The 16,521-nt window shown below is 69.3% G+C and carries 12 protein-coding genes; 1 reads left to right on the forward strand and 11 read right to left on the reverse strand.

Features of this window, described 5'->3' with window-relative positions; all coding sequences use genetic code 11:
- Positions 1-2: 2 nt before the first annotated feature.
- From D0T12_RS19415 to D0T12_RS19430, 4 genes are read right to left on the reverse strand one after another with little or no spacing between them, the layout of a single operon-like run.
- The gene (locus tag D0T12_RS19415; protein WP_158581541.1) at positions 3-1,673 is read right to left on the reverse strand and encodes a thiamine pyrophosphate-binding protein; all 1,671 of its coding nucleotides are present in this window, start codon (positions 1,671-1,673) and stop codon (positions 3-5) included.
- Positions 1,670-3,436, reverse strand: coding sequence for a hydantoinase B/oxoprolinase family protein (locus tag D0T12_RS19420; protein WP_117400983.1), 1,767 nt, complete (start codon positions 3,434-3,436; stop codon positions 1,670-1,672). The genes D0T12_RS19415 and D0T12_RS19420 overlap by 4 nt, the downstream gene beginning before the upstream one ends.
- The gene (locus D0T12_RS19425) at positions 3,433-4,152 is read right to left on the reverse strand and encodes an SDR family NAD(P)-dependent oxidoreductase (protein WP_117400984.1); all 720 of its coding nucleotides are present in this window, start codon (positions 4,150-4,152) and stop codon (positions 3,433-3,435) included. Before D0T12_RS19425 ends, D0T12_RS19420 begins: the two co-directional genes overlap by 4 nt.
- A complete protein-coding gene (locus D0T12_RS19430; RefSeq protein WP_199487546.1) occupies positions 4,149-6,263 on the reverse strand; it encodes a hydantoinase/oxoprolinase family protein in 2,115 nt (704 codons plus the stop codon). The genes D0T12_RS19425 and D0T12_RS19430 overlap by 4 nt, the downstream gene beginning before the upstream one ends.
- Before the next feature lie 591 nt (positions 6,264-6,854).
- Here D0T12_RS19430 and D0T12_RS19435 point away from each other — a divergent pair.
- Positions 6,855-7,571, forward strand: a complete 717-nt coding sequence (locus D0T12_RS19435; protein WP_158581542.1) for a GntR family transcriptional regulator — start codon at positions 6,855-6,857, stop codon at positions 7,569-7,571.
- 151 nt (positions 7,572-7,722) lie between these two features.
- On the opposite strand, the gene D0T12_RS19440 is transcribed toward D0T12_RS19435, so the two are convergent.
- The 7 genes from D0T12_RS19440 to D0T12_RS19470 form a co-directional block, all read right to left on the reverse strand.
- Entirely contained in the window at positions 7,723-8,982 is a 1,260-nt protein-coding gene (locus D0T12_RS19440) for an NAD(P)/FAD-dependent oxidoreductase (protein WP_199487547.1), read from the reverse strand.
- Positions 8,979-10,418 carry a diaminopimelate decarboxylase family protein gene (locus D0T12_RS19445; protein ID WP_117400987.1) on the reverse strand — a complete coding sequence of 480 codons (1,440 nt, stop codon included), beginning with the start codon at positions 10,416-10,418 and terminating at the stop codon, positions 8,979-8,981. Before D0T12_RS19445 ends, D0T12_RS19440 begins: the two co-directional genes overlap by 4 nt.
- Before the next feature lie 111 nt (positions 10,419-10,529).
- Positions 10,530-12,872 carry a LamG domain-containing protein gene (locus D0T12_RS19450; RefSeq protein WP_117400988.1) on the reverse strand — a complete coding sequence of 781 codons (2,343 nt, stop codon included), beginning with the start codon at positions 12,870-12,872 and terminating at the stop codon, positions 10,530-10,532.
- The gene (locus D0T12_RS19455; RefSeq protein WP_117400989.1) at positions 12,869-13,696 is read right to left on the reverse strand and encodes an SDR family NAD(P)-dependent oxidoreductase; all 828 of its coding nucleotides are present in this window, start codon (positions 13,694-13,696) and stop codon (positions 12,869-12,871) included. Before D0T12_RS19455 ends, D0T12_RS19450 begins: the two co-directional genes overlap by 4 nt.
- Complete coding sequence (locus D0T12_RS19460) at positions 13,693-14,832, reverse strand: ABC transporter ATP-binding protein (protein ID WP_117400990.1); 1,140 nt, start codon at positions 14,830-14,832, stop codon at positions 13,693-13,695. Before D0T12_RS19460 ends, D0T12_RS19455 begins: the two co-directional genes overlap by 4 nt.
- A 46-nt stretch (positions 14,833-14,878) precedes the next feature.
- Positions 14,879-15,667, reverse strand: coding sequence for an ABC transporter permease (locus D0T12_RS19465; protein ID WP_199487548.1), 789 nt, complete (start codon positions 15,665-15,667; stop codon positions 14,879-14,881).
- Positions 15,664-16,518 carry an ABC transporter permease gene (locus D0T12_RS19470; RefSeq protein ID WP_117400992.1) on the reverse strand — a complete coding sequence of 285 codons (855 nt, stop codon included), beginning with the start codon at positions 16,516-16,518 and terminating at the stop codon, positions 15,664-15,666. The genes D0T12_RS19465 and D0T12_RS19470 overlap by 4 nt, the downstream gene beginning before the upstream one ends.
- Positions 16,519-16,521: the final 3 nt, after the last annotated feature.

The raw sequence follows: 16,521 nt of genomic DNA on the forward strand, positions 1-16,521 counted from the left end.
GCCTACCTCCTGCGGTGGCGCTCGAAGTTGAACGGCGGCAGTTCGTCGGGCCGGATGCGCACGTCCACGACGCACGGCCCGCCGAGGGTAAGCGCCTTGTGCAGCGCGGCGTCGAGGTCACCTGCGGCTTCCACCCGCAGGCCGGCGATGCCGACCGCCTCGGCGAGCCGGTCATGACGGACGTCGGCGAAGTCGAGCCAGCGCGATGTGCCCTCGTTGAGGTCGTGCCAGAGCTTCTGGTAGGCGTAGCAGCCGTTGTTGAGGACGATGCAGACCACCCGCAGGCGCTCGCGGGCGAGCGTTTCGAGTTCTCCCCAGCCGAAGCCGAGGCCGCCATCGCCGACCAGTGCGACGACGCGCCGGTCCGGGAACGCGGCGGCGGCACCGATCGCCCCGGGGAGGCCGAAGCCGAGGGTTCCCGCGGCACGACCGTACGCGATCCGCTCGAAATGCCTCCCCTGATGCAGGTAGCTCAGCGCCCATACGCTGCTGTAGGCGGCGTCACAGACGACCACGTCGTCTGGAGCGAGCGACCGCTGGAGCGCTGAATAGAGACGTGCCGGGTGAATCGGGCTCTCCTCGTCCGCCGCCCGCCGAGCCTGCGCGGCGCGGACCGCGGCCCACGCGTCGGCGAGGTTCTCGGCCGGGGCGCCGCGCGTCGGCCCGTCGAGTTCGGCGAGCAGTCCGGCGACGGCGCTCTCGACGTCTGCGTGGATCGGAAGTTCTCGGCGGGCGCCACGCGCGAACACGTCCGGATCGAGGTCGACACGGACGATCTTGGCGTCCGGGCCGGGCAGGCGTCCGCCGTCGGTCGTCACGCCGTCGAGCGCCGACCCGAGCACGAGGAGGACGTCGGCACGCGCGAGCACTCCGTTGGCGACCGCGCCAGAGCCGTCATCGCGATCGGACATGAAGCCGGCGACACCGGCGAAGAGGGCGTGGGTTTCGGGGAAGGCACCGCGCCCCATGGCGGTCACCGCGACCGGTGCCGCAAGCCGCTCCGCGAGGGCGACGATGTCCGTGGCGGAGCGGGCGCCGCCGCCCGCGAGGATCACGGGACGTGTCGCGCCCGCCAACAGGCCCGCCACGTCGGCGAGCCCGGACGCGCCGCGCACCGGCCGGGCCGGGGAAGCGGCCTTCGGAGAGGTCGTCGAGGGTGCGGTCTGCGGCTGCTCCATCACATCGTTCGGCAGTTCCACGAGGACGGGCCCGGCCCGGCCCGAGACGGCGATCCGCAGCACGCGGTCGACGGTCTCCTCGATACGGTCGGCGCGCTCGACGCGCGTGGCCCACTTCACCAGGGGGCGGGCGACCGCGACCTGATCGACTTCCTGGAAGGCTCCCGTGCCGTGGACGTCCGTTTCGATACCGCTGACCAGCGCCACGAGCGGTGAACACGCCGCCCGCGCCTCGAGCAGTGCGGTCGTGAGGTTCAGTGCGCCCGGCCCGTGGATCCCGCACGCGACCGCTGGGCGGCCTGTGAGGCGGGCCACCGCGTCGGCGGCGAAGCCGGCAGAACGCTCGTCGCGCATCGTGATGGCTCGGATGCGTTCAGGGTTGATCGCTTCGTAAAGCCATTCGGGTGAATCCTGTCCGAACACGTATCGAACGCCGTGACGCTCAAGGGCTTCGGCGACGACGTTCCCGCCGTTGCGCGCCCGGTTCGGCCTCAACACCCCTCCTCCAACCCGGCGCGCAGCGCCTTCGTCGCGACCTCGTCCACACGGCCGTCCACGTCGAGTGCCACGCCGTAGACGCCGCGAGCACGGTCCGCGGAGATCCAGCCCTCGCGCACGTCGTGGGCCACGCGCTCGGGATCGCGCGCCGACGGTGGGCCGTATCCGCCGCCTCCGCAGGTGTGGCAGCGCACCCGCTCGCCGTCGTCGAGCCATAGCTGGTCGATGGGGCCGAGAGCGGTGCGCGTGCCGTCGGCACCGACTTTCCACACCCGGGCCAGACCGCCGGCCATTCCTCCGCGCGCTCCGAGCGCGGGTGTCTCGTAGCCGTCCTGGGCGTACATGAGCGTCATCGGGCCACCGACCGGCCCGAATTCGACCAAGGCTCCGGGTGCGCCCCGGTGTTCGCCTGCGCCTTCGCTGTCGGGCAGAAGGGCCCGCGTGTGGACGCGGATCGGGAAACGAGCCTCGTCCATTTCGACGCTGTCGAGCAGCGTCAGACCGGCATTGCCGACGTGGGCCGCGGTGAACCAGCCATCGGCGTGGGGACTGCCGGCGCCACCGCCGATACCGAGGAATATCTGGTTGACGAACGGTCCGCGCTCGTCATGTCCGGAGATCACGCCGTCGGCGGGCGGGATGACGTACCCGACCTCCGCCTGGCCGGCGCCTTCGGACAGCTCGGCGAGTGCCCGCTGGACCCCGCAGGCCACTCGGTCGGCGACGTTCGTCGTCGCCACCGAGCAACTGGCCGGATGGCGCGGAATGCCGACGACGCAGTTCTCCCGCAGCAGGATCCGGAGCCGGCGGAACGCTCCACTATTGAGCGGGATGTCGTCGTGCAGCCCGTTGAAGACGCCAACCATCGCGGCCGTACGCGAGGTCGACTCCGTGAGGTTGAGCCCGCACGGTTGGCAGTCGGGGTTGTCCCGCAGGTCTACCTCGATCATCTCCTCGGCGGCCTCGACGCTCACGCGGATGCGAAGGTCGAGTCCCTCCGGCAGCCCGGGGAAGGCGTCATGGTGAGAGGTCACCTCGATCACTCCGCCGCCGAGGCGGCCGATCGCGGCGCGCATGCGCCGCTCGCTGTAGTCGAACCATTGTTCGGCGAGTTCGTCGAGCGTGTCCCACCCGATGTCGGCCGCGAGCTCGCGAAGTTTGCGCTCGCCGATGCGTGCTGCGCCCACGGCTGCGAGATAGTCGCCGCGCCACTGGTCGGGGACGCGGATACGCACCTCGCACATGCGCAGGATGTCCGCGATATCGCGGTACTCGCGCTGCACACGCACGCACGGGAAGATCAGCGCGCCTTCCTCGTACACGTCCGTCGCGGTCGCCATGTAGGTCGTGGGAACGGAGTTGCCGCAGTCGGCTTGGTGCGCCTTGACCAGGACGGTGAAGCGGTGCGCGCCCTGGTCGTCGAAGACGGGCACGAGAAAGCTGTGGTCGGCCGCGTGCGAGTTGCCGAGGTAGGGGGAGTTGTGCAAGAACGCGTCGCCCGGGGCGATGTCGTCGTGGAGCTCGCGCATCGCGCGGGCCACGAGATCCGGGCCGCTCATCACATGGATGGGAAGGCTGTCCGCCGCCGCGAGCAGTTCGTCGCGCCTGGTGATGATGCAGCAGGAGAAGTCCCGTGCGGAGTTCAGTACGCCGGAACGACCAGTCCGCAGGACGGTGTTCATCATGCTGCGCACGATGCTCTGGAGCCGGTTCGTGACAACCGCCAGGCGCACGCCGTCGATGTCGGGGGCGGCGCTCATCCGACGAGTGTCCCCAGGTCGACCGGCAAGCAGACGCCGTTGACGCCCGAGGCGCCCTCACTGGCGAGGAACAAGACGGCCGCCGCGACCTCGCCGAGTTCGACGAAGCGGTTGACCGGATGACGGGAGAGCATGGCTTCCAGAGCCTCCTTGCGCGTGTTCTGGCCGGTAGTGATCGCGTGGGCGATATGGGTCTCGATCAGTGGTGTGCGCATCCATGCGGGCGCGACCGCGTTCGCGGTCAGGCCGTGCGGTGCCCCTTCGAGTGCGGCGGTGCGGACGAAGCCGAGGACCGCGTGCTTGGCCGCGACGTACGCCGACTTGGTGCGCTCGGCGACGAAGCTGGAGGCCGACGCCGTCACCACGATGCGTCCACCGGGCCGTGCGGTCAGGTACGGCCACGCGAACTTGGCGGCGAGAAACGGGCCTCGCGCCATCACGTTCATCAGGCGGTCCCACTCTTCGACCGGGTAGTCGGGAATCGCGGCGGTGTGCTGCGTCCCGGCGTTCGGCACCAGAACGTCGATGCGCCCGAACCGCGCGACCGCCTCCTCGACCATCGCCCGGTTGCCCTCGACGGTGCCGATGTCGGCTCGGAAGCAGTCGTCGCCCATCTGGTCGACGCGCAACACGTCCGTTCCGATCGCCTCGAAGTGATCGGCGATCGCGGCGCCGAGCCCGCCGGCCGCTCCGGTCACGATCGCGGCCTTCGTCATCTCGGCTGCCTCGTTTCGGTGCCGTGGGGGTCGATCACGAGGCTGCCGCGCTCGTTGAGCTCGAACGTCGCGCCGGCGTCGATGACGACGCTTGTATCGGGCGTCTCGACGATCCCAGGGCCCTCATGCCTCTCCCCGACTCTCAGGCCGCGCGCGTCCCACACGGCCGCCGCGACCGTGCCGATCTCCTCGAAGGTGGCCCAGCGGCGCCGCACCGGCTGGATGGGGCTGCCGGTGGGCGCGACACGGGGCAGCACGTCACTCCCGACCTTGCAGCGGGCCGCGGCACGCCAACCGAGCAGCTCGACCTCCGAGTCGGCGTCGGCGACCCCGAACACCTCCTGGTGGAGGGCATCGAAGCGGCTGCGCAACGCGTCGACGTCCGCCCGGCTCGCGAACCGGCGAACCGGCAGGTGGACCTCCAGTTCCCAGATCTGGCGCGCGTACCGGGCCTCGGCGAAGAGATCGACACGCGAGGAGACGACGCCCGGTGTCTCGTCCACGAACGCGCCGCAGCGCGCCTCCAGCGTGTCGAGCAGCCGGTTCACCGTGTCGGCGTCGAAGTCGGCCGTCGTGCGCCAGTCCGCGGTGCGCGCGTCGAACGCCATGTCCGAGAGCAGCGCTCCGCTGGCGCTGAGGGCCGCGACGACGTCCGGGATCAGGACGCGCTCGCAGCGCAGCCGACGGCCGATCGAGACGGCGTTCAGCCCGGCCGCGCCCCCGCCGCCTGCCAGCACGGCCCGCTGCGGGTCGATGCCCTGGTGGATGGTGATCTCCTCGATCGCGTCCACCATGCGCTGGGTCGCCACGTTCCGGATCGCCATCGCCGCCTGTTCGACCGTGAGGTCGAGCGGCCGAGCGATATCACGCTCGATCGCGGCGGCGGCGGCGTCCCGATCCAGCTCCATCTCGCCACCGAGGAAGTACGCCGGGTCGATATGGCCGAGCACCAGCGAGGCGTCGGTGACCGTCGGTGCGGTCCCGCCCCGCCCGTAGCAGACAGGTCCGGGGACGGCGCCCGCGCTCTGGGGCCCGACGTGGAGCAGTCCGTAGTCGTCGACCCTGGCGACGCTGCCGCCGCCGGCGCCGATGCTGCGCACATCGACGGAGGGGAAGCCCGTCAGGACGCCGATGTACGGCTCGCCGATCCAGCTCTCGCGTGTGAAGGGGATCTCACCTCGCCGGACGAGGCTCACGTCGAAGCTGGTCCCCCCGGTGTCCATCACTATGACCGTCTCGTCGCCGGCACCGGCCGCGGCGTAGGAACGTCCGGCGAGCGGCGCCATCGATGGGCCGGAATTGATGACATGGATCGGCGCCGTGGCGATCGTCCCCGCGTGGACGAGCCCGCCGCTCGAGGTCACCACCGGAAGCGGTCCGCGCAGACCGGCCTCACGAAGGCGCCGTTCGAGCTCTTCGATGTGCCGGGTCATGAGCGGTTTGAGGGACGCGTCGATGACGGCCGACGCCGCGCGCCGGTACTCGCGCAACGAGGGGTTCAGCCTGTGGCCCAGGGTGACCGGGACGCCTGGCAGTTCCTCCGTGAGAAGCTCGGCGACGCGCAGTTCGTGCTTCGGCTCCACGATCGACCACAGCAGGCAGACGGCGACCGCCTCGACGCCTTCCTCCCTGAGCGTCGCGCAGACCTTCCGGACCGCGTCCTCGTCGAGCGGCTCGACGACTTCGCCCTGAGCGCCGATCCGCTCGGGGACCTCGAAAGTGAGGGCTCTGGGGACGTAGGGGTCGGGGAACTGCCGCCGGTGGTCGAACGGCTTGTCACGGCCGCCCTCGCGGAAGACCAACATGTCGCGATGGCCCCGCGTGACGAGGAACGCCGTGCGCGCGGTGGAGCCGGTCAGCACGGCGTTGATCGCGTGCGTCGTGGCGTAGATCAGTTCCGACCCGTCGAGCAGGTGCGCGAGCGGGACGCCGAGGTCAGCGGCGGCGGCGGCGAGGACGTTGAGCACACCGTCGATCGGATTCGCCGGCGTGGTCGGCCGTTTGTAGAGCCGCACGTCCGCGTCCGGACGCTCCACGACGAGGTCGGTGAACGTACCGCCGGTGTCGACTGCGAGCCGGGTGGCGCCAGCGTGCTTGGTCGCGGTCTGCAATCCCTGTACCTCCGCATCAGAGCGGCTGATGTATACACGAACGGTACTTATCGCGAATTTGAGCGTCAAGACCTGGGAAGATGTATCCCTTGAGTCGATCATGTATACGAGAGGACCTTGAGCGCTCCGGGGGCCGTCGTCCGGGCGCGTCCACCGATGACCGGCGGCCAGCCGGGTGTCGCAGATCAGGCAGGGCCCGTCATTCTTGAGGCCACGGCAGTACGAGCGGCGGCTGCCGGAGCCGAGCGCAGCACAGCCGGGTCGCACACCAGCCGCCCTTGGCCACTCATCGACCTTGGTGGCGGTGTGGACGGTCCGACCCGGGAGCCGGGCGTCGTTCCGGATTCAGGCGTTCCCCCAGTACGGTGCATACTTGTATACAGACAGGGCTCCCTGCCGACCCTCGAACGTTGATTTCGAGGGGGTGTATACATGCGCGATTTGTTGGAGGAACCATGACGTACCGCTCCAGAACCTCCGGCGAGCAGCGCCGCCCCCGAGGTGAGCGCCGGCCCGGGTTCTCGGCCCCGCTCGGCGGCGGGAGCGCCGCGGCCGATGCGCTGTGGCCGGTGCGGCGGCTTGGAACCGCTCATGCGTGACAACGGCAGTCTGAGCTCCGAAATCTTCCAAGGGGTGGAGCGCGCGTCGGGTGAGTCGCTCGGTTACTTCGCCACGCGGGTTCTGCGAGAAAGAATCGTTGACGGTGCTCTGCGCCCAGGTCAGCGCATCTATCAGGAGGCGATCGCCGAGCAACTCGGGCTCAGTCGCATTCCGGTGCGCGACGCACTGCGCCAACTCGAGAGTGAGGGACTCGTCCGGTTCGCGCCCAACTCGCCCGCGCGGGTAGCCGAGCTCGACCCCGCCGAGTTCAACGAGATCTACGAGATGCGCGAGCGCCTTGAACCGCTGGCAGTCGAGCGCAGCGCATCGAACCTCACCTCCGAGCAACTGGAGGAGATACACCGGATACTGGAAAAGATCGAAGACAGCTGGCACGACTCGGAGCGGGTCCTCAGGCTCGACCGCGACTTCCATCTCGCCTCCATGCAGGCGGCGGGCATGCCGCGTTTGCTGCGTCTCGTCGAAGGCTTCTGGAACAGCTCGCAGCACTTCCGTCGCGCCTATCGGGAATCGGTCGGCGAAGCGAATGTCGCCGTGATCAAAGCGGAGCACTTCCTGCTCGTCGACGCGCTCGACAGGCGTGACGGGGAGCAGGCCGCGCAGATCGCGCGCAACCATATTCGCCGAACTCGGGTACGCCTTTCCGGCCAGCTCGAGGCGATGTCCGAGGGATACCGCTCGCGTTAGGGCCGCCTTCCGGAGGCGTGCACGAGCCTCCGCCGGCATAGGCCGGCGGGAGCCGGTGAACGGCCCGGTACGGGCCTGGCGACACTCGACGCGTGGCCGACGAACTTGTGTGTCGCCGGTCGCGCCTCTCGACGGAGGAGCCGGCCGACCGTCACGACCAGGGAGCCTCCGGATCGCCGGCGTTCAGCAACGCCGCGGGGTCGTCCAGAGGCGGATAGATCCGGTCTTCCACGATGGTGCGTTTGAGATCCTTGGCCTTACCGCCGGTGAGCTTGACGGAACGCTCCCATCCCGTGGTCAGCACGGCACCTGCCTCCCCCAGGTCGAGGCACGTCACGTAATCCGCGGGCGAGAACTCCATCAGGGGCCGACCGAGCAGATCCGCGGCGGCGTTGTGGCCGGCGTACCTGCCGAGCGGAATGGCGTGCTGGCAGCTCTGCACGGTCATATGGGCGGCGTCCGCCAGCGCCGCCGCGGTGTCGCCGGCGGCGAAAACCTCCGGCGACTCCGGCACACGAAGGTACGGGTCGACGTGAAGCCGCCCTAGGCGGTCACGACGGCTGGCGATCTGCCGGGTGAGTTGGCTGGCCGACATGCCGGCTGTCCAGACTGCGGTGTGCGCCGGGATCTCGGTTCCGTCGGTGAGAACCACATGGCCGGCGTCGAGCGCGGCGACCCCCGCGTTGAGGTGGACCTCGATGCCGAGTTCCTCCACCGCTTTCTTGATGACGGCATGCGGACCGGGACCGAGTTCCGGCCCGAGCATGTCGGCGCGTTCCACCAGCACGACGCGGACCTCGTGTGCGTCAGAACCGGCGACCGTCCGCAACCGGGTCACCATCTCGGTCGCCACCTCCAGGCCGGTGAAGCCCGCCCCAATGATCACGGCGGTGAGTCGGCCGGGCCTCACGGGGCGCGCCGGCAACGCTCGCACGTGAGTGTCGAGCGCGACCGCGTGAGAAAGGGTGTCAACGTCGAACAGGTGCTCCCGGCCAGGTACCTCCGGTGACCGGAGTGCGCTGCCGCTCGCGAGGATGAGGCGCCGGTAGCCCAGTTGCTCGATCCGCCCGTCACCACGCGTGACCGAGACCACCCCCTGTTCGGTGTCCACGGCCGTGGCGATCCCGGGAAGCCGCCCAACGCCGATGGGCTGGAGGACCCGCTCCAGGGCCACGCGCAGCGTCGAGGGGTCCGCTTCGTACAAGCGCGGCCGGATCACCAGATCGTCGCCGGGGGTCACCAAGGTGATTCGCAAGTCGGCGTCGTTCTGGACGCGCACCCGGGCAGCGGCCATGGCACCCCACACACCCGCGAAACCACCACCGATGATCAAGACGTCTGACAGCATTAACGTTCCTCCGTTGAGATGGATGCGTGCGATGGGCCGGCCGGATAACTCGCGGTCCGTCATGCCGTGCCAGGCGTGCCCGGCCAGAGGTCCAGTGCGGCCGACTCGCGCTCCCAGACGTCGGCGAGCGTCTCGCGGCGGCGGGCCACGGTGACCCTTCCACGGTCCAGGTAGACGACCGCCGGCCTCGGGAAAGCGTTGAACTGGGTCGACAGCACCTCGCAGTAGGCGCCGTGGTTGAGCAGGGCCACCAGATCACCCTCCGCCAGGTCCGGCAGCATGATGTCCTCGGCGATGCTGTCGTACGCGCAGGTGGGCCCCACCAGCTCCACCGGAACCGGATGCGCCGGCGCATCCGGCCTGCGCCCGACCGCGATCACAGGAAAGCCGACACGGGCGAGTCCGCGGCCGGTGAACATGGTCATGGCGCAGTCGACCGTGACGTAGCGGCGCTCGCCGGGGCGAGTCACGTCCTTCACGTCCTGTACACGTGCGAGCAGCAAGACGGCGTTGGCCACCTGGAATCCGCCGGTCTCGAACTGGACGATCGGCTCCCAGTCCAACTCGGCGACGCCGTCCGCTATCGCCTCCGCGTACTCCTCGGGGCTGGGCAGTGCCCGGAACTCGCCGTCGTCGCCGTTCCCCGGTGTCGACAGGTACACCGACCGCCCGGAGCGAAGGCCGCCGCCGAGGTTGATGCGCGGCACGGTGAAGCCGAGCTCACGGCGCAGCAGGCGGGCGAACTCCACGATCTCCCTCGCACAGAGGGTCTGATGCATCAGTTGACGTTCGGCGCTGTAGTCCGCCCGGATCCCGGGGAACCCGGCGTGGTGGGTGAGTCCGACGAACTCCAACTCCTCGGCCGACAGGACGGCCCTGACGACGGCCTCGGCCTCACCGCTCTGCGTGCTGGAACCGAACTTCCCCTCGGCAACGCGCAGAGTCCGCTCGTAACTGGGGTCACATTCCAACAGTTGGGCATAGGAGAGCTTCAGGCGGACGGCGCACGGAACCGACACCCCGTAGTGCCGCGCGATGGAGCGGATGCGGTCCACCTCGGCGAGCGAATCAACATTGATCTGCCACACGCCCATGCGCACCGCCGCGGTCAGATACGCTCGTGATTTCCCGTTCCCGTTGATGATCACCTTGCCGGCCGGTATTCCGGCGGAGACCGCGAGCGCGAGTTCGTGTTCAGAACTGCAGTCCAACGCCGCTCCAAGCCCCCCCATCGTCTGGATGACCGCGCGGTTGTTGTTGGCCTTCATGGAGTAGGCGATCACCGGCCGCGGCAGCCGCGCGCTGAGTGCGGCCAGCAGGGACCTGTAGTTGTGCCTGAGCTGCGACGCGGACACCACCCACGTCGGGGTGCCGTGGTCGGCCGCCAGCCGGGTCAGATCCGCGCCGTCGAAGGTGACGGAGCCGTCGGGGGCGTGGGCCAGGGCCTCAGGTGCGTGGGCGAGCGCCTCGGGCACATGGGCGAGGTCGGATACGGTCATGTGGACACCGTCCTTAGAGGGCGAGCACCGTGCCGGTACTCGGAGACAGTGACGATCACCTGGATCAGCGGGCCAGATGTCGATGAGCGGTCATCGCGGTTCGGATTTCCTTCAGTCAGCAGAAGGCTTGTGAAGGGGGTGGCGCGCCATTCTTCGGCCCCCGTGCCAGTTTCGAGTCCGGTCGGCATTGCCCAGTGGGACGGAGGTGTCGAGGAATCGGCGAAGCACGTTCTTCGTGATGCGTGAGACGTTGTTGTCGTAGCCGTTGTGCGAAAGGCTGCCCACCCAGTCGATGGAACCGACCGAGAACACCGCGCCCCCCTCGGGCGTTTCGAAGTAAGTGAGGTCGGCCCGGACGTCCGGGCACTCCGTGCCACCCTGTCCGGACTTCATCGCCATCACCTCCTCGACGACGTGCTGGAACAGGTCGTCGTGCTCCCCTTGGGACGTGGCCACCACGAGCGCGTGCGGCGGCGTGCCGAGCGTGACATCGGCCCTGTCGATCTCCGCACCCGCGGCACCACCACCGTTGTTGCCGAAATCCCCGATGGGCTCGTCCGTGTCCACTCCTTCGAAGACGAAGGCGACGCGCGGGTCCCGGCTCTCCGGCGTGCATCTGTAGGGCACCGAGGGACCGCCGCCCTGCGCGGTGAAACCGACGCCGACGAGGTGTTGCGGGGGGCGGCCCCGGTGCCTCCACAGGCCGCCCGGCTCGCCGTTGGAGTGGTGCTCTTCACCTGGTGGGCTGGCCCAGGCTCGTGTTCCCGCGTGGCCCCGGCGGATCTCGATCACGTGGGGACGATCTGGCAGCACCGTCGTGACCCAGTAGAATCCGTTTCCGCCCAGGTACATCAGGCGCCCGCCGGTGTCCGTGTAGTGGGCCAGGGCGGTGAGTATCCCGTCGCTGACATACTCGGGATGCATACCGGTGAGCACGACGTCGTACCCCTGGAGCAGTGCACCGCCCTCCTCGTGGAGATCCTCGTCGGTGATCACGTCGTAGTCGATGTGCTGCGCGTGCAGCCAGTCGAGGAGGTACATGTCCCCGCTGAAACACCAGCCGCCGCCCCCGCTGAGGAACCACCGGTAGGTCGGCTGGACGTTGAGCATGGGCCGCAGCCGGGAGACGTGCGCGGCTCCCGAGCCGTCGGAGTGGAGGTCGTAGAGCGACGGCCCCAGATCCAAGCGCCTGCCGATGACGGGGTCGATCTCGTCGATCACCGCGTCGGCGCCGCCGGTCATCTCCCTCATCCGCACGGGCCTGAGCCGGAGATTCGAATAGGCCATGTAGGTGAACGTCGAGGCGAGAAAGGCGACTCGCCGACCGACCCCGCCCCGGGGAGGACGGACGAAGAAGACTATGAAGTATTCCTCACGGTCGGTGCTGAGCCGCGCAGCGTAAGCGCCGCTGGGCAGGTGGTCCGGTACTTCGTAGCGGAACGCCGGATCCCACCGTGCGTCGTCCAGGTCGTCGTCATGGAAGTGGATCGCGCCGTATTCACCCGGTGACAGCCGGTGGTCACGATATCGGCCGGTCCACCGGTGACCGGTCACAGCACGCAGCGGGGAGTTGACCGTCTCACCATGGATTCCGTGTCCGGACACGTCCACAATGCGCCGGCGTTCCATCTCCAGGCTGAAGTCCCAGTCGGCCAGGACGCTCGCGTTGAGCGCCCTGGCTTCCGTTCCTCCACCCAGCCGCGCCATCTCGGCGGCGGTCAGCGCCCGGTCGAGCACGCAAGGACCGTCCACCTTGCCGTTGAAGCCGCTCACCAGGCGAGGACGCCTACGCTCCCCCAGCGGTCCCACCAGGTTCTCGCCGCCGATGAGCACCGGAGCGTCAACGTCGACGGGCGGCTCGGATCCGATGTCCGAGGTTCGCTCCGCCCGGTCGGGGTCGCCCGCGTAGCGACGCAGCGGTCGTTGTACGAGACGGACGGTGCCGGCACCGAGATCGACCGCTGCCGCCACGAGATACCAGTGCCCGGCGAGAAGGGGAACGCCGGTGGTGACGAGCACGTCACCGGCCCGGAACGCGAGCGCACCGGTCTCGTCGAGCAGCATGCCAAGGCCGCCCCGGGGCTGAGCGGATCCCCTCATGAGGATTCCCTGGCGGCCCCGGCCGGGCGTGGTGGGGCATATCCACGCTTGCAGGGTGAACTGGTCGCCGGTCAGCAGCCCGCTACCGGTGACCAGCGCGTACGACCCAGGCCGCACCGGCTGGGCCTGCCCCGGGTAGTCGCCGTCGATCGGGGCGCCGACCCGTTCGCAGGCCAAGGTCTCGGCCTCTCCCCTGGTGCGCGGACCGCCCCGGGTCAGTCTGACGATCTCCGCCCGATAGCGCTCGGGTTCGGAGCTCACCATGAAGGTGATCGTCTCGCCGGGCGCGACCGACCAGCGATCGGCGTAGCCGATGAGGTGCTCGGTACGGCGTGCCCGCGTAGCCGCGGTCATGCGCGCAACCCCCCGTCCACCCGGATGACCTGGCCGGTGACGTAGTCCGACAGATCGGTGGCGAGGAACTCGATGGCGGCGGCGCAGTCCTCCACGGTGCCGAGCCGGCGCAACGCGATCTCCCCGGTCACCTCGTCGAGACCCAGCTCGCGTATCTTCGGCATCAGCCGTCCGGTGCCGATCGCCCCGGGCGCGATCACGTTCGCGGTGACGCCCTCCGGGCCGAGTTCCTGCGCCAGGCACCGGGTGTACATGATGATCGCCGCTTTCGCCGCGGCGTAGTGGGCGTAGCCGCCATCGGGCCGGGGGTGGAGCCCGGAGACCGAGGAGACCGTGACGATCTTGCCTGATCGTCGTGCGCGCATCACCTCGGCGACCGGGACGCACGTGTTGACCGTCGTCAGCAGGTTGTGCGCGATCACGGTGGAGAGCTGGTCGAGGTCGAGGCGCGCGGCGGTGTTCTCCGTCAGCGCACCGGTCCCGCCGCCCGCGTTGCACACGCACACGTCGATGCGCCCGAAGGCGTCCATGACCTCCTCGACCATTCGGCGGGCCGAGGCCGCATCGCGCAGGTCGGCTTCGACGGCCAGCGCGCCACCGCCCATCGTCTCGATCTCGTCGGCGGTGTCGGCTCCCGTCATCGGTTCTCGTTCGCCGGCGAACTCCGCGTAGGAGCGCAGATCCCGGTCGACGACGGCCACGGCGGCGCCCAGCCGGGCCAGCCGCAGCGCGTAACCGCGACCGATGCCGCGAGCCGCGCCGGTCACGATCGCCACGCGGCCCGCGAGCGCGGCACCGACCCCATCGGTGGAGGGAGTCCTCACGAGGTCGCCTCCCGCTCGGCGGCCGGCGCCTCCAGGAGGATCGCGTCGGCGCGGTCCCACGTCAGCTCGACGTGGTCGCCCCGGCCGATCCCGGGATCGGCATGCGCGGCCCCGACCCGGGCCTGGCACGTGCTGCCGTCGGGCAGCGCGACGAGGTACCTGCGGTCGGAGCCGAGGTAGATCACGTCCTGCACGACGCCGGTGAGGATGTTCCGCCCGGGTTCCGGCTCGGAGTCGCCGCGCCGTCGCCGCAGGACGCGGATGCGCTCGGGACGGACGACCACCACGGCGTCCGCGCCGTCGCCGATCGGGCACGGACCGTCGATCGACACGGTGATCGGCGGCCTCCGCGGGGCGATGAGGCGCCCCACCTTCCCCTTGCCGTCCAAGGTGCCGTGGAAGACGTTGGACTCCCCCATGAACTCCGCCACGAAGACCGACTCGGGGAGTTCGTAGAGTTCTTCCGCTGTGCCCACCTGCCGGATCCGGCCGTCGTCGTAGATCGCGATGCGATCGCTCATCACGAGGGCCTCCTCCTGGTCGTGGGTGACGTAGCAGATGGTGATGCCGAGCTCGCGGTGGATCCGCATGATCTCCAGTTGGAGGGCCTCGCGGAGCCTCTTGTCGAGCGCGCCCATGGGTTCGTCCATCAGCAGGACCTGCGGTTCGAAGACGAGCGCGCGAGCGAGCGCCACCCGCTGCTGCTGCCCGCCGGACAACTGGCGCGGGTAGCGGTCCCCTGTGCCTTCGAGGCGGACGGTCGCCAGCGCGTGCCGCACTCGCTTGGCACGCTCCGCCTTCCCGATCCCGCGGACGCGCAGCGGGAAGGCGATGTTCTCGGCGGCCGTGAGATGCGGGAACAGCGCGTAGTTCTGGAAGACCACGCCGATGTTCCTGCGGTGCGCGGGCAACTGGGTGATGGGCTGCTCGCCCAGCCAGACCTCTCCCGAGTCCGGTGCCTCGAAACCGGCGATGATCTTCAGTGTGGTCGTCTTACCGGAGCCCGAAGCGCCCAGCAGGGTGAGGAACTCACCCGGAGCCATCCGGAAGGACACATCGTCCACCGCGGAGACCTTGTCGTAGCGTTTGGCGATCCCGCGCACTTCCAGGTGGCCGGCGGACCTGGTGGTCGTCATACGGCATTCCCCATGTCTTGATCCGTCTTCGCGTCTTGGTCCGGCGTCATGTCATGGTCCGGCGGCGTGCGAGCAGGGCGACGCCGAGCGCTATCACCGTGACCAGGATGAGCAGGGTGGCCGCGGCGGCGACCGTCGGATCGACCCCGCTGCGCACCTGGTTGAAGATCACGACCGGCAGGGTGCGAACGACCGGGTCGGTGATGAACAGGGCGACCACGATCTCGTCCCATGAGGTGATGAACGCGAAGAGCGCGCTGGCCGCGACTCCAGGTGCGATCAGCGGCAGCGTGACCCGGAAGAAGGTGGTCAGCGGCCCGGCACCGAGGCTCGCCGCCGCCAGCTCCAGGTTGCGGTCGAACGAACGCAGGCTGTTGGTGACGGACACGATGACCAGCGGAAGCGCCAGCACGGTGTGCGCCAGGACCAGACCGGCGGTCGTGCCGACGATTCCGAGCCGCACGAACACGAAGTACGTGCCGATCGCGGTGATGACCGTCGGGACGACGATCGGGCTCAGCACCAGCGAGCTCGTCAGCTGCCTCCCGCGGAACCGTCCACGGGTCAGCCCCAGCGCCGTCGAGGTGCCGATGGCCGTCGCGGCGACGGCCGTGAAGAAGCCCACCTCCAGGCTCTTCAGCGTCGCGTCCCGCAATGCCTGGTCGGTCAGTAGGATCTCGTACCACCTGAGGCTGAAACCGCGCGGCGGCCAGCGCAGGAGGGTGCCCTCGGTGAACGAGAGCGGGATGACGACGAGCGTGGGCAGCAGCAGGAAGATCGCGATCAGCGCGACGACCGAGTGCAGGCCGCCCTTCCACGGGAACCGGTTCATCATTCCTCGTATCCCATGACCGAGCGCAGGTCGACGAGCCAGGTGCCCGCCCAGACCACCGCCAGCGTCGCGACGAGCAGAACGACGCCGAGCGCGCCGCCCACGCCGAAGTTCAACTGACCGGTGACCTGCTCGACGATGAGTTGACCGATGAGCGGCTTGCCCGGGTCGCCGAGTACGGCCGGTGTGAGGTAGAACCCGAGCGAGATGACGAGCACGATGAGGCTCCCCGCGTAGATCCCGGCCATGCTGAGCGGTAGGAAGATCCTGCGGAAGGCGGTCAGCGGCGAGGCGCCCAGGCTCATCGCGGCCCGGGTGAGGTTCGGGTCGATCCGCCGCATCCCGGCGTAGAGCGAGAGCACCATGAACGGCAGCAGCACGTGCGTCATGCCGATGGTGGTACCGAGTGCGTTGCGGATCAGTGGCAGCGGCCGGTCGATCACGCCGGCGTCCAGCAGCGTGGTGTTGACGATTCCGGTGTCTTGAAGCCACACCGACCACGCGAAGGTGCGCACGAGGATGCTCGACCAGAACGGCAGCAATACGAAGAACCCCAGGATCAGCGCCAGCGTGCGACCGCCCGTGTGCATCAGGTAGGCGTACGGGTAGCCGAGCAACAGACAGGCCCCGGTGGTGACCAGCGCGACGACGAACGTGGTGACGTACGCGTCCAGGTAGACCGGCGATTCCGCGAAGACCGCATAATTGGATGGGGACGGCGTGGTGAGGCTGAGGATCGCCATGTCGGCAAGGGGCCACCCGAAGAGCACCAGCAGGAACAGAATGCCCGGGGCGGCCAGCAGTCCCCAGCCGCGAAGCCTTTTCACCGTCATACGGCCGGTCAACGCGAGCACGAC

Source organism: Actinomadura spongiicola, assembly GCF_003432485.1.
Taxonomy (GTDB): Bacteria; Actinomycetota; Actinomycetes; order Streptosporangiales; family Streptosporangiaceae; genus Spirillospora; species Spirillospora spongiicola.

Excerpts from the sequence above, each read along its gene's own strand:
- D0T12_RS19420 (WP_117400983.1), bottom strand. The coding sequence starts at position 3,436 with ATGAGCGCCGCCCCCGACATCGACGGCGTGCGCCTGGCGGTTGTCACG.
- D0T12_RS19425 (WP_117400984.1), bottom strand. The coding sequence starts at position 4,152 with ATGACGAAGGCCGCGATCGTGACCGGAGCGGCCGGCGGGCTCGGCGCC.
- D0T12_RS19435 (WP_158581542.1), top strand. The coding sequence starts at position 6,855 with ATGCGTGACAACGGCAGTCTGAGCTCCGAAATCTTCCAAGGGGTGGAG.
- D0T12_RS19440 (WP_199487547.1), bottom strand. The coding sequence starts at position 8,982 with ATGACGGACCGCGAGTTATCCGGCCGGCCCATCGCACGCATCCATCTC.
- D0T12_RS19445 (WP_117400987.1), bottom strand. The coding sequence starts at position 10,418 with ATGACCGTATCCGACCTCGCCCATGTGCCCGAGGCGCTCGCCCACGCA.
- D0T12_RS19450 (WP_117400988.1), bottom strand. The coding sequence starts at position 12,872 with ATGACCGCGGCTACGCGGGCACGCCGTACCGAGCACCTCATCGGCTAC.
- D0T12_RS19460 (WP_117400990.1), bottom strand. The coding sequence starts at position 14,832 with ATGACGACCACCAGGTCCGCCGGCCACCTGGAAGTGCGCGGGATCGCC.
- D0T12_RS19465 (WP_199487548.1), bottom strand. The coding sequence starts at position 15,667 with ATGATGAACCGGTTCCCGTGGAAGGGCGGCCTGCACTCGGTCGTCGCG.